The organism is Proteus penneri, from assembly GCF_022369495.1.
Taxonomy (GTDB): domain Bacteria; phylum Pseudomonadota; class Gammaproteobacteria; order Enterobacterales; family Enterobacteriaceae; genus Proteus; species Proteus penneri.
Genome location: NZ_CP059690.1, coordinates 1,297,202 through 1,309,680 on the forward strand (window position 1 = coordinate 1,297,202; position 12,479 = coordinate 1,309,680).

The following is a 12,479-nucleotide window of genomic DNA, read 5'->3' on the forward strand; positions in this document are numbered from 1 at the left end:
GAAATTACTCTTAAAAAAAATTAGCAGACTTATCTTTAATACATAATAAAAATGAGATTACATAAATAGCTCATTAATAAGTTTATTAATTTGTAAATAAGCAACTATTAGAAGAATAATATCAATAGATGAATTACTCACAATAGCGAATATGGCCTATTGTGAGTTTGAGTTAAGTAAAAAATTACTTTTTATCGACAATTTCTACCAGTGTATATTTTACACTAGGTGCATCAGCTGGTGGATTAGGAATATCTGTAACATTTACTTTTAATGTGTATTCATTACCCGCTTTATATTCAAAACCTTCAATGTTTTGATAGAAAAGGGACCATTCGCCTGAAGGGAGTTCTTTCACCTTCATGCATTTCATTGGTGCAACACCGACACAATCATAAAGTTGTGAATCGACCAGAAGTGTTTTTGTTGTATCAGAAGTAGAGGCAGAATTAGCACTTTCAGTCGATGTTGCATCATTGCATCCGGCTAAAAGCAAAAATAAAGGAATAGCGAGAAATTTTTTCATATTGATGACCTTATTTTTAGGTTGCAATAAATGTATAAGATAATATTTAGTATACACTAGGGATCTAATTATTATAAATTACAGTAGATAAAATTTTTCTTATAAATAAAGTAAGTTACCTATAGATATTTCTAGTATTAATATACTAATGTAATTCTCCGAATTGGATTTAGTGTAATAATCCTAAAGTGGGAAATATAAATAGAAGTTTTAGATTAATTATACAAAAATAGTGTTGATATACAGTGAATTAGAAAAAAGTATAAAATAACATATTGAAAAATAATTAGATAAAGAGACGATTAATTAATCTATAGCGACTAAAGCAAGAGTATGGAGGAAACTAAGTGAAAACAATTAATGACTCTATTTTGCAAGATTCAGATGCAATTTATACCACACAACTTGATGGTCATGGTGGGGTAATAGAAATAACAGCAGATACAATTGCTACAAACGATAATCCTTATTGGATACATTTGGACTATCGTAAGCCACAAAGTGCGAAATGGATAGAAGAAACAGAATTACTTCCTCCTATTGCGAAAGATATATTACTTGCAGAGAATGTTAGACCAAAAGCACAACGCATTGGTGAAGGGGTCGTCATCAATTTGCAAACAATTAATAATAATCCTAATGATAGGCCTGATGAACTAGTCGCATTCAGAATTTATATTAACAGCCAAACAATTGTTTCGAGTCGTCATCGTCGAGTTAACTCGGTGGATTCTGTTATTCATACCTTAGAGTTAGGCAGTGGACCGGAAAGTAGCGGTGACTGGCTTATAACTATGGCAGATGCTGTTACTGATGAAATAGGTGAATTTGTTGAAACTTTACATGATCAATTAATTGAACTCGAAGATATGATCCTCGACCAACAAATACCAGCAAGAGGTGAACTTGCATTATTAAGAAAACAATTGATTGTTTTACGGCGTTATATGGCCCCGCAACGAGATGTATTCTCAAGACTCTCCATTGAAAAATTACCCTGGATGAGTGATAGCGATCGGGTTACGATGTTAGAAATCTCAGAAAGACTTTCTCGACGTTTAGAGGATTTGGACAGTAGTATTTCTCGTACGGCAGTGATTGCTGATGAAATAACATCAATGATGGCTGATGCAATGAATCGACGTACTTATACTATGTCACTAATGGCGATGTTATTTTTACCAACAACTTTTCTAACAGGGCTATTTGGTGTCAATTTAGGCGGGATCCCTGGAAATGAACTTCCTTATGGTTTTGCCATTTTTTGTTTATCTCTCTTTGTTTTGATTGTGATTGTTACTTGGTGGTTAAAACGTAGCAGGTGGTTGTAAATTTTCAGAAAATTAATCGTAACTAAATGGATTTAAAAAAGAATTCTCTAACCCTGTTTGAGATATATCAATTTTTTAAAATAGAACATCTGGCATTATAACTCTCGCAGGTGAATACAACGTTGAGCGATGAACGTTGTGCTCCATAATTGTAGTTTTTCTCATATTGAGTTCTTAATACAGAATAATTGACCATTATTACACCGATGTTTATTAACATCGGTTTTTTTTTGCTTAAACTTATTATTGGCGATTATTTGGTCATAAAAATCCTAAGCCTTGAATACAAGGCTTAGGAGATAGTCGATTATTTCACTTCAACAATATCGAGTTTGTTTTGACTAAAGTCAGGACGTTCATCATCTTCGTCTTGGAACATCACTGGAACGGTTGGAATATCGTCTTTATCAAAAGCTAAGTCGCCACCATTAATGACTTCATCACCATGTTTGATATTCACAAAATCAAATAATTGAGTATCACATAAGTGTGATGGAACAATGTTTTGTGTTGCTCTAAACATGGTTTCGATACGACCAGGGTAACGTTTATCCCAATCTCTTAGCATCTCTTTAATAACTTGACGCTGAAGGTTAGGTTGTGAGCCACAAAGATTACATGGAATAATTGGAAATTGTTTAGCTTGTGCGAAACGCTCAATATCTTTTTCACGAGCATAAGCAAGAGGACGAATAACGATTTGTTTGCCATCGTCGCTCATTAATTTAGGTGGCATACCTTTAAGCTTGCCACCATAGAACATATTTAAAAATAATGTTTCTAAAATATCATCACGATGGTGGCCTAAAGCAATTTTAGTCGCACCAAGTTCTGTTGCTGTGCGATATAAAATACCACGACGTAAACGTGAGCATAAAGAGCAGGTTGTTTTACCTTCTGGAATAATATCTTTAACAATTCCATAGGTATTCTCTTCAACAATTTTATATTCCACACCAAGTTCATTTAAATACTCAGGTAAAATATGCTCAGGGAATCCGGGTTGTTTTTGGTCTAAATTGACTGCAATAAGTGAAAAATTAATTGGCGCACTTTTTTGCAGATTCATTAGGATAGAAAGTAGCGTGTAGCTATCTTTACCACCAGAAAGGCAGACCATGATTTTGTCGCCATCTTCAATCATATTAAAGTCAGCGATAGCTTGCCCAACATCACGGCGTAAGCGTTTTTGTAGTTTGTTGAAATTATACTGCTCTTTTGGGATGCTCATTTTTTACGGTTCTATATCGTTGCTGATTATTCTGTAACTTGCTAACCAAGGCTTTGTTCTTCGGTATCTTGGATACCTTAACAATATGATAAATCAATAAAATATTTTATAGATTCAAATAATAAGTTGTGTGAAAAACAAAGTTATTTATGGCAAGAATATGGATAAGTCGCCAATGATACCAGATGGTAGGGTAGTTTCGATATAGATAACTACAGTTAAGCGATTTCAAGGCGGTAAAAAGTAATAACCTTATACACGAAATAAGGCTATTACTTTTTGTATCACGCGACGATTATTGATAGATATAAACCTTAATAAGGCGTCGTTAGTCGTTCACGTAAAATAGCATTTTTCTACGTTCAGCGGTCAATTGTGACAATTCATCATCAGAGAAAAAATTAAGACATTTTGAGGGCAACACTCAACATAAGCAGAGCCTTGTTCTCTATGATTACATAAATCACATTTAATGATATCAATTTGAAATTTCTGACCAAGCTCTAAATTATTTCGATTACCGTCTCTTTAATGGATATCTGTTACCAAAAATTATGATGATAATGTTGCTAATTTAGTTGCGAACCCCATAAAGAAAAGCCCGATAACACCATTACCTAATTTAGCGATATTTTTACGTGAGCCAAAGAAACGGGCAAGAGCTACACCACCAAATATTAGAAAAGAGAGATAGATAAAACTAAATGCTTCAAGCATGGAAGCGAGGATTAAATAAGATAATCCAGTATGTGCATAATTAAAATCGATAAATTGAACAAAAAATGAAATATAGAATAGAATCGCTTTAGGATTAGTCATACTTAATGTAAGTGCTTTTCTAAAAACGTGTTTCTGTACTGTTGTTGTTTGTTCTGAATGTACTTTTTTGGAGAAAAAAGTGGCATGGATAATTTTTATTCCTAAATAAAGGAGGTAAAAAGCACCTAAAAAACGAACAATAGTAAAGAGTATAGGAGAGGCTTTTATAACGGATGCGACACCGATAAAAGCGAGAAAAATCAAAATTGCATCACCTAAAAACACACCAAATGCAGCACGATACCCGTCACGAACACCGCCTGATGCGCTTGTTTTTAGCACATAGAGTGTATTAGGGCCAGGAACGAGGATAATAAAAAACATGCCTGCAAGGTATGTCCAGATATTGAGTACACCAAATTGTTCAAGCCACACGTTAACCCCCAATCCTACTTTCTCTGTATTACTTAATGAATTGCTATTATATAAAGAGAATCCGCATTATTTAAACGCCTATTTTCACTCAGATAGAAGATAAATGTTTGATGCTTACTGCTTTCTGTTTGAAACAGCACCCTGTTAATACTTCAATGGATTACACCCTGTTATGAGCATTTAAAAAGATCTACTTTTCTTCTGTAAAGAGAGTAGGTCTCTTAAGTTAACTAAATTATATTTAACTGTTTTTTATACAGTGTTTATGTCGAACAATGATGATAAGGGAAATGTAATGTTAAAAGTCATTGCTGAAGATTTTATTAAAACAGAAGCATTACTAGGGAAATTGTAGAGTCGAATAACAAACTGATTTCTCCTTGTAGAAAAGAATTTTTTAATTTATGCCAGCTAAGTTTTTGGTTAAAAATGCAACTTGCTAATAATATATGAAAGGAAAAGCCACTTATAGAGTGGTTTTTTTATACACATTAATATTAATAAGGTTATCTATCTTAGATACCAGATTAAAAATACACTTAAATATTAATCAATATCATATAGGTTAAGACAAATTAATTTTACTTAGTAAGTGTCTTTTATTTTACTGATTAGTAACCAATAGAATTTCAATCGAAGCTTTAATCATATTTAAATTGCGGCTGAAACTAATGATAAATTGAAATTACTTCTTTTTTAATAACGTTATGATCTTAATATTTGCTTAGTAATAGTGAAAAATAAGGTAAGTTTATTGTTAGAGCGGATGGTCTTTTAATTATCAATTTAATCATAAGAATTTCTTTATAAAAATTAATTAATAACGTATTATTTATAAATAAAACTTATTGAGTATTAAACTCAATTTGATAAGAAAGCTAAATTCTATTTTAGTTCCTTTTTCTATCTTTTGCTTTTATATAGAGAATAAAAATGAAACGTAATTTATTTCTGTCTACTTCGTTGTTAGCTATTTCTACACTTTCTTTTAATGTACAAGCCGCGTTAGATAATACTTTATCAGTGGGTTATGCTCAAAGCTCAATTAAATTGAATGATGATAAAATAGATGATAATCCTAAAGGGATTAACTTTAAGTATAATCATGAGTTTGATAATGATTTGGGAATTATTGGATCACTGACGTATACAAAATTAACCTATAATTATTATAGTCGTTGGGGAAAAATTGGTTCAAGTGAAATTGACTATGTTTCATTAACGGCTGGCCCTAGTTATCGTTTTAATGACTATTTTAGTGCATATGGTTTAATTGGTCTTGGTCACGCTAGTCAAGAAGATAAATATTATTATGCTAATGATACATACAGCAAAACATCCGTGGCTTATGGATTAGGTTTACAAATTAATCCAATTCCAAGCGTAGCAATAGATGCATCTTATGAGTATTCAAAATTTGATGATGCAAAATTTGGTACTTGGGTATTAGGTGTTGGTTATCGTTTCTAATTTCAAGTTAATAAATAATATTGTTAAAAGGTCACGTAACGTGGCCTTTTTATTTTTTATAAAATATAAATTAAATAATATTAAAATAAATCATTTTATTTAATTTTAAAATCTATTCGCCTTCATTTTTCAAATAAATATTTTATTTATTTACCTTTATTTGGATGGTTCTCTTTATTATTTTTCCATTAAAATTAAATTATTTATATAAGTTTTACTTTGATTTATTATTTTGAGTGGAAGCAGCGATTTATAGTGTTGAATTAATTGAAATTTAAACTATTTTTATTGCTGTTTCTTATTTTATTAACTAAAGATAATATTGAGATATATAATGAAAAATAAATTATTATTACCAATTACAGCAATTTTTTTATCAATAACGGCATTTAATGCATCTGCTACATTGAAAAACACATTGTCTATAGGCTATGCACAAAGTCAGATAAAAGTAGATGGCGAGAAGGTAGATGAAGATCCTAAAGGATTTAATATTAAGTATGATCGCAAGATAAATAATGATTTTGGTCTTATAGGTTCATTTGTTTATAATAATAAAAAATATAATTGCTATGATGATAATGATAAAAATGTAGGGCATATTGATGTAGATTATTATTTATTTTCGGCTGGACCAAGTTATCGTTTTAATGAATATATTAATGCGTATGGTTTAATCGGTACCAGTGTTTTTAATGCTAATTATAAAGCTCCCTCTGAAGAACAGCATGAAAACAAAGTATCTATAAGTTATGGATTAGGTTTACAAATCAACCCAATTCCAAATGTAGCCATCGATGCATCTTATGAATACTCAAAATTAGATGATATGAAATTTGGTACTTGGGTGTTAGGTGTTGGTTATCGTTTCTAATTTTAAGTTAATAAATAATATTTTTAATAGGTCACGTAATGTGGCCTTTTTATTAATATAAATGTTTATCGCTATATTTTAGATGTAACTTATCAAAATGCATTTAATATACACTAAATGTGTTTTTTTTATTCAGATTGCTTGACTGTTGATAAAGGATCTTTATGATGCCATATTTTATATAGAGGAAAATATGTTAACTGTAATAAAAGCAGAACCTTCGCACTATGATGAAATGATTGCGGTTTGGGAATCGTCAGTTAGGGCTACACATACATTTTTATCTGAAGATATCATCTTATCGCTTAAAAAAGATATTGTAGAACACTATTTTCCAATGCTTAATACATATGTTGCGATAGACAATAATAATATTATTCACGGGATTTTAGGCACAGCAGAAAATAAGTTAGAAATGCTATTTGTTGATGCAAATTCTAGAGGGCATGGTTGTGGAAAATTGCTTACAACTTTCGCGATAAATACACTGCATATTGATGAGCTAGATGTCAATGAGCAAAATCTTCAAGCGATTGGCTTTTATCTTTATATAGGATTTGAGCAAGTAGGGCGTTCAGAATTAGATGGGCAAGGCAATCCTTTTCCATTGCTACATTTAAGATTAAATAAAAATAAGTATAAATACTAAACAAAGAGATGTTAAAGATATAAAATAGGGAGAAAAGTAAAAACTCTCTTTATTTATCTTATGCAAGTAATAATTATCCACTTAAACTTGATTTATATCGTGATAACTTATCTACTTTAATGAAATAATTTTTTCATAATTAAATAAATCTAACACGATAGTGGAATAGTTATGAAAAAAACCTTAATTATTATTTTTTCTTTATTTTTATTATCCTCTTGCTCTGAATCACAAGAAAATAAAGTTATTGAATATTGTATGGATACATTAAATATTTATAGTAATGTGAGCAAAGATCAATGTTTGTGTTTTTATAATGAAGCAAGTAATAAATTTTCTTCAACTGAAATAGATAGAATGGTCAAATCACCGCCAATAAAACAAGAAAGTACACTGACAAGAGAAGGCACCATGTTTTTAACTATCGCACATTCATCTAAATGCTTCGAGTAACAGATATTATGTGTAATACCTAACAACAATGTGGCTGTTCCTCGCCCACATTAGGCGAGGGTTTACGGCGGATTTTGCTAAAATATAAGCAGGTGAAGAGAAAAGAGATCATGATTTCCAAATAATATGGAACATAGGTTGTAGTGGATCACGACTAATTAGAACACGACCAAAAATATCATCAATATCAGAATCATCGTCTGGAGCGAGACCAATAATCACTTCGCTAAAACGGGCTGATGTGACAGGTAGGCCAACAATAAATTGCCAATCATTACCTAATGGAACTACTTCAGCAGCACCTCTTTCTTCAAATTGCAGGTTAAACAATAATTGGTCTGCAACATCTAAATTATCAGCTGCTTGGGCTAAAAATAGATCATAAGCTTGTTCTAAAGCGTCGTCTTCACTTATTAAAGTTGGTTCATTCATGGTAATGCCTGTCTATTATTTCAATCATTATCGCGTTAGTTGTATCGCATTTTTACTAATTTAGCACCGTTATATCTTATCAGTTCTTAGTAGTCTATTGATTATAACATTTCTGTTATAACAGAGGACTAAAGAAATAGCAGATGCGCTCTAATACACGATTTAAGAAGGGACGTTTTTCCCATTCATCCATGGTTAATTCTGTTGAGCGGGCAATATAATCATATTGCACAATGCTTAAATCACTTCCAAAACCTTCATCATCAATGACAACGGTAATTTCAAAGTTTAACCATAGGCTACGCATATCAAGATTAACTGAACCTACCATGCTGAGTTGTCCATCAACCATCACACTTTTGGTATGTAATAAACCATCTTCAAATTGAAATATTTTTACACCTGCTTCTAGCATTTCTGTAAAGAAAGAACGACTTGCCCAACGCACAAGGAAAGAGTCATTACTACGAGGAATAATAATACTGACATTAACTCCTCGCATCGCAGCGGTTGAGATTGCATGAGCCAGATCATCGCTAGGTACAAAATAAGGTGTTGTGAGTACCAGTTCTTTTCTTGCAGAGTAAATCGCTGTAATAAGTGATTGCTGAATTAGCTCATCAGGAAATCCTGGGCCTGAGGCGATGATTTGTGTTGTATGACCACTTTCTTGTTCACAAGGCATAATATTGTCATCAGGAGGAGGAGGTAAATGGCGCTCACCCGTTTCCATTTCCCAGTCAAAAGCATAAATCATACCTAATGTTGTAGAAACAGGGCCTTCCATTCTTACCATAATATCAATCCATTGACCGACTCCGGAATCTTGCTTGAAATAACGAGGGTCAACCATATTCATACTTCCTGTATAGGAAATGTAATTGTCGATCAATACGATTTTTCGATGTTGACGCAAATCCATGCGGCGTAAGAAGAAACGGAATAAATTAACATGCAGTGATTCAACGAATTCAATACCTGCGGCTCTCATTACATCTGGGCCATTAGTACGGAAGAAATTCCAACTACCTGCGGAGTCAACCATGACTCTGCATTTTACACCGCGTTTAGCGGCTCTGATTAAGGCATCGGTGACTTCATCGACTAAACCACCTGATTGCCAAATATAGAAGACCATTTCAATGTTATCACGAGCGTTATTAATATCGCGTGTAATTGAATTTAGCGAATCTTCACAGGTAGTTAACAGTTCAATTTTGTTACCTTTAACGCCTCTAATACCCTGGCGTTTAGCGGTTAATTGGAAAAGAGGGGTTGCAATATCGCTCGTACTTGTAGCAAAGATATGTTTACATTTTCTCAAGTCTTCAAGCCACGCAACAACAGAAGGCCACATCTGTTTAGCATGTTCAACGCGTCGTTTTCCTAGGTGTAATTCACCAAAAGCAAAATACGCAATAACTCCGACTAATGGCAGAATATAGATGATTAATAACCATGTCATTGTTGATGTAACCGGTCGTCGGTGCATTAGGACACGAAATGTGACCCCTGCAATTAATAGCCAATAGAAGAAAAAGGTTAGCCAACTCAATACAGTATAAAATGTTGTCATAGTAGAGCTATTTTCCGTTGAAAATGAATTGCATGGATATGCTAAAGGCAATTTACTAAAAATAGTTCATTATTTTTGTTATTTGCCGAATGTTGTTATTAAATCAGGATTATTATCTCTGTCAAATCTCTTTCTTAAGAGATAAGTATTAAATAAGTAATAAGATACAACTCTTTATTCATTTTTTCTTTGTGAGAAATGCTTAAATGCTGGATGAAATTTAAGCAAAACATAAATCCCCCCTTGGATCACAAAATGAACGTCTTATAATAGTCCACTTATTCGAAAAAATAGGTGCTGATAGTATGAGACACAGTAGGACTGAAGTAGCTCGTTGGCGAATGATGAGACAAGCTATACGTAAACGACGCCGATGGCTAGAAGGGCAATCTCGCCGTAATTTCCGAATTTATAAGCTGCGTAAACTTGATACTTCTAGAAAACATAGAGCACTTTTATTTGTACAACACATAGAATGGAACTCATAATTTCACTTTTTAACAGTTAATATCAATCATTTTGCTAAACCTTATTGAATATGATTGCTATTTGCATTTAAACTAGGGGCATATTTTTTCTTTAGGTGAAATAAGATCAGTTATGCGTTGGAAGCTTTGGGTACTCATATCACTTTGTCTACATGCCTCACTTGTTGCGGCTGCGATGTTATATGTTGTAGAAGATAAGCTAGTTACACCTGAGCCTATCTCTATACAGATGTTGGCATTTGCAGCAGATGAGCCTGCAGGCGAACCAGAGCCTGTGGTTGAAGAAGTTACCCCGCCAGAACCTGAGCCGGTTGTTGAACCAGAACCAGAACCTGAGCCAGAACCTATTCCTGATGTAAAACCTGTTATCGAAAAACCAATAGAGAAAAAACCTGAACCGAAACCAAAGCCGAAACCAAAACCTGTGGACAAACCCAAACCGCCTGTTGAGCGACCACAACCTTTAGTTGTTAATAAAGGTAATGATCTCAAAAATCTTAACCCAACGGCAAAGCCAAGCGATAAAGGCGATGAAAAACCAGTTGCAGTGGCAAGCAGTGGTGAAGGCAGAGTACCAAATGCAGTACGCCAAGGTTTACCTGAATATCCTTCGCGAGCAAGAGCTGTGGGTATTGAAGGGGCTATAAAAGTTCGTTTTGATGTTGATGCTGATGGGCGAGTGGACAATGTAGAAATACTTTCTGCTGATCCAAAAAACGTGTTTGAACGTGAAGTAAAAAGAGCCATGCGCCAATGGCGTTATGAAAAAATCCCTTATAAAGGAAAAGTGGTTCTTATTGAGTTTAAAATGACAGGGATATCAGCAAGCTAATTTTTATAAAGTTAGCGGTTAAACAAAGCGATATTATTATTTAATACCAGATAAATAAAAGGCACTTTTAATAAGTGCCTTTTTTAGTATCTCAATTTTAATACTTTTCGTTATTTTGGGTAATGGCGTTTTATTCCATTGTGCTTGTTAACGTAAAGTGAGCTTTACCTTCAGGTAAACGGCGAGCTGAATTGTTCTCATCAACGGCAACGTAGGTAAACACTGCTTCTGTTGCGCGATAGCGTTGGCCGACAGGTTCTGTGGCAACTTTCTTAACCCAGACTTCAATATTAACCGTAATTGAAGAATTACCTGTTTTTAAGCAACGTGCATAGCAACAAACGACATCGCCAACAGCAACAGGTTTAAGAAAGGTAATGCCTGTTACGCTTACAGTAACGACACGACCTAACGCAATTTCTTTTGCTAAAATTGCACCACCGATGTCCATTTGAGACATTAACCATCCACCGAAAATATCACCATTGGCGTTAGTATCAGCAGGCATGGCAAGGGTACGTAAAACGAGCTCACCATTAGGCAAAGATTGTTGTTCAGTCATGAAAATAAAGTATCTGTAAATAATGTTGAAAACAAGGAGATATTTACTCGTCATACTTCAAGCTGTAGCGTTGTTGACTTCGTTCATTCGCATTAGTCACATACTGATGTATGCTCCTAGTGTTTCATTCACTTGTCGCCTAACTACACCTCGAATTATTTAGAGTACATATCCTCCAATAAAATAAAAATGATTATTCAGATTTTGAATGAGCATCATGTGATGTCGGTTTAGATGCTTGTTTTACCATATCATCTGATAATTTGTGTTCACTATTTTCTGCAGTTTCGTCTTTAGTTTGTTCTTCTGGTAAACGGTTATTCCAGATATAAACCACACTAGCGATTGTAAAGATAAAGGTTAAAATAGTTAAGCCAAAGACTTTAAAATTAACCCAAGTCTCTTCCGCTAAAGAAAATGCCACATAAATATTACCAAGAGCACAAGCAAAAAAGAAAATCACCCATGCAATATTGAGTTTCTTCCAATTTGCGGGTGGCATAGCAAGTTCTTTGCCTAACATTCTTTCCATTAACGTTTTTGGCGTAAATAACTGCATACCAATTAAAACGATGGCAAAAATGGCATAAATCGCGGTTACTTTCCATTTAATAAAATCAGCAGAATGGAAGAAGATCGTTAATGAGCCAAAAATAGTCACCACGATGGCAGTAATGAGCGGCGCTTTCTCAACTTTATGGAAAATAAGCCATGTCAAACCGACTGAGATCCACGTCGCGATAATTAATGCACCTGAAGCATAGAAAATATCTTGCCATTTATAAAAGATAAAAAACACTAATAGTGGAGCAAAATCAAGTAATTGCTTAAGCCAGCCATTTTTCATAACAGATAGGAACC

Annotated in this window: 13 protein-coding genes and 1 pseudogene; 7 read left to right on the forward strand and 7 right to left on the reverse strand. The window is 33.5% G+C overall.

Annotated elements, in window-relative coordinates; all coding sequences use genetic code 11:
• Window positions 1–184: 184 nt before the first annotated feature.
• Window positions 185–526: a DUF4377 domain-containing protein gene (locus H1225_RS05945; protein WP_072062525.1), complete on the reverse strand. Its 342-nt coding sequence runs from the start codon at window positions 524–526 to the stop codon at window positions 185–187.
• A gap of 347 nt (window positions 527–873) precedes the next feature.
• On the opposite strand from H1225_RS05945, the gene zntB reads away from it, so the two are divergent.
• Window positions 874–1,857, forward strand: a complete 984-nt coding sequence (gene zntB / locus H1225_RS05950; protein ID WP_239739554.1) for a zinc transporter ZntB — start codon at window positions 874–876, stop codon at window positions 1,855–1,857.
• Window positions 1,858–2,164: 307 nt separating this feature from the next.
• On the opposite strand, the gene ttcA is transcribed toward zntB, so the two are convergent.
• Both ttcA and leuE read right to left on the reverse strand, forming a co-directional pair.
• Window positions 2,165–3,088: a tRNA 2-thiocytidine(32) synthetase TtcA gene (gene ttcA / locus H1225_RS05955; RefSeq protein WP_006536998.1), complete on the reverse strand. Its 924-nt coding sequence runs from the start codon at window positions 3,086–3,088 to the stop codon at window positions 2,165–2,167.
• A 552-nt stretch (window positions 3,089–3,640) separates the two neighbouring features.
• Entirely contained in the window at window positions 3,641–4,231 is a 591-nt protein-coding gene (leuE, locus tag H1225_RS05960) for a leucine efflux protein LeuE (RefSeq protein ID WP_229096635.1), read from the reverse strand.
• A gap of 984 nt (window positions 4,232–5,215) precedes the next feature.
• On the opposite strand from leuE, the gene H1225_RS05965 reads away from it, so the two are divergent.
• The 4 genes from H1225_RS05965 to H1225_RS05980 all read left to right on the forward strand — a co-directional run bounded on the left by H1225_RS05965 (window position 5,216) and on the right by H1225_RS05980 (window position 7,728).
• On the forward strand, window positions 5,216–5,752 hold the full coding sequence (locus H1225_RS05965) for an Ail/Lom family outer membrane beta-barrel protein (RefSeq protein WP_006536995.1): 537 nt from the start codon (window positions 5,216–5,218) through the stop codon (window positions 5,750–5,752).
• Window positions 5,753–6,086: 334 nt separating this feature from the next.
• Entirely contained in the window at window positions 6,087–6,626 is a 540-nt protein-coding gene (locus tag H1225_RS05970) for an Ail/Lom family outer membrane beta-barrel protein (protein ID WP_006536994.1), read from the forward strand.
• A gap of 193 nt (window positions 6,627–6,819) precedes the next feature.
• The gene (locus tag H1225_RS05975) at window positions 6,820–7,275 is read left to right on the forward strand and encodes a GNAT family N-acetyltransferase (protein WP_109847593.1); all 456 of its coding nucleotides are present in this window, start codon (window positions 6,820–6,822) and stop codon (window positions 7,273–7,275) included.
• A 171-nt stretch (window positions 7,276–7,446) separates the two neighbouring features.
• Window positions 7,447–7,728: a lipoprotein gene (locus tag H1225_RS05980; RefSeq protein ID WP_109847592.1), complete on the forward strand. Its 282-nt coding sequence runs from the start codon at window positions 7,447–7,449 to the stop codon at window positions 7,726–7,728.
• Between the two features lie 108 nt (window positions 7,729–7,836).
• Here the strand turns inward: H1225_RS05980 and H1225_RS05985 are convergent, their stop codons facing one another.
• Both H1225_RS05985 and cls read right to left on the reverse strand, forming a co-directional pair.
• Entirely contained in the window at window positions 7,837–8,166 is a 330-nt protein-coding gene (locus H1225_RS05985) for an HI1450 family dsDNA-mimic protein (protein WP_369961051.1), read from the reverse strand.
• Between the two features lie 109 nt (window positions 8,167–8,275).
• Window positions 8,276–9,736, reverse strand: a complete 1,461-nt coding sequence (cls, locus tag H1225_RS05990; RefSeq protein ID WP_072062521.1) for a cardiolipin synthase — start codon at window positions 9,734–9,736, stop codon at window positions 8,276–8,278.
• A gap of 305 nt (window positions 9,737–10,041) precedes the next feature.
• On the opposite strand from cls, the gene H1225_RS05995 reads away from it, so the two are divergent.
• Both H1225_RS05995 and tonB read left to right on the forward strand, forming a co-directional pair.
• Window positions 10,042–10,224 carry a YciY family protein gene (locus H1225_RS05995; RefSeq protein ID WP_036913581.1) on the forward strand — a complete coding sequence of 61 codons (183 nt, stop codon included), beginning with the start codon at window positions 10,042–10,044 and terminating at the stop codon, window positions 10,222–10,224.
• Window positions 10,225–10,336: 112 nt separating this feature from the next.
• Entirely contained in the window at window positions 10,337–11,056 is a 720-nt protein-coding gene (gene tonB, locus H1225_RS06000; RefSeq protein ID WP_109847590.1) for a TonB system transport protein TonB, read from the forward strand.
• 130 nt (window positions 11,057–11,186) lie between these two features.
• On the opposite strand, the gene yciA is transcribed toward tonB, so the two are convergent.
• Both yciA and H1225_RS06010 read right to left on the reverse strand, forming a co-directional pair.
• Entirely contained in the window at window positions 11,187–11,618 is a 432-nt protein-coding gene (yciA, locus tag H1225_RS06005; RefSeq protein ID WP_006536988.1) for an acyl-CoA thioester hydrolase YciA, read from the reverse strand.
• Between the two features lie 292 nt (window positions 11,619–11,910).
• Window positions 11,911–12,465 (reverse strand): annotated as a pseudogene (locus tag H1225_RS06010) (septation protein A); the annotation flags it as partial.
• Between the last annotated feature and the right edge of the window lie 14 nt (window positions 12,466–12,479).

Bases quoted from the DNA above. Each gene is read 5' to 3' on its own strand.
- H1225_RS05945 (WP_072062525.1), bottom strand. From the start codon at position 526: ATGAAAAAATTTCTCGCTATTCCTTTATTTTTGCTTTTAGCCGGATGC.
- yciA (WP_006536988.1), bottom strand. From the start codon at position 11,618: ATGACTGAACAACAATCTTTGCCTAATGGTGAGCTCGTTTTACGTACC.
- H1225_RS05970 (WP_006536994.1), top strand. From the start codon at position 6,087: ATGAAAAATAAATTATTATTACCAATTACAGCAATTTTTTTATCAATA.
- leuE (WP_229096635.1), bottom strand. From the start codon at position 4,231: ATGTTTTTTATTATCCTCGTTCCTGGCCCTAATACACTCTATGTGCTA.
- tonB (WP_109847590.1), top strand. From the start codon at position 10,337: ATGCGTTGGAAGCTTTGGGTACTCATATCACTTTGTCTACATGCCTCA.
- ttcA (WP_006536998.1), bottom strand. From the start codon at position 3,088: ATGAGCATCCCAAAAGAGCAGTATAATTTCAACAAACTACAAAAACGC.
- cls (WP_072062521.1), bottom strand. From the start codon at position 9,736: ATGACAACATTTTATACTGTATTGAGTTGGCTAACCTTTTTCTTCTAT.
- H1225_RS05965 (WP_006536995.1), top strand. From the start codon at position 5,216: ATGAAACGTAATTTATTTCTGTCTACTTCGTTGTTAGCTATTTCTACA.
- H1225_RS05995 (WP_036913581.1), top strand. From the start codon at position 10,042: ATGAGACACAGTAGGACTGAAGTAGCTCGTTGGCGAATGATGAGACAA.
- H1225_RS05975 (WP_109847593.1), top strand. From the start codon at position 6,820: ATGTTAACTGTAATAAAAGCAGAACCTTCGCACTATGATGAAATGATT.
- H1225_RS05980 (WP_109847592.1), top strand. From the start codon at position 7,447: ATGAAAAAAACCTTAATTATTATTTTTTCTTTATTTTTATTATCCTCT.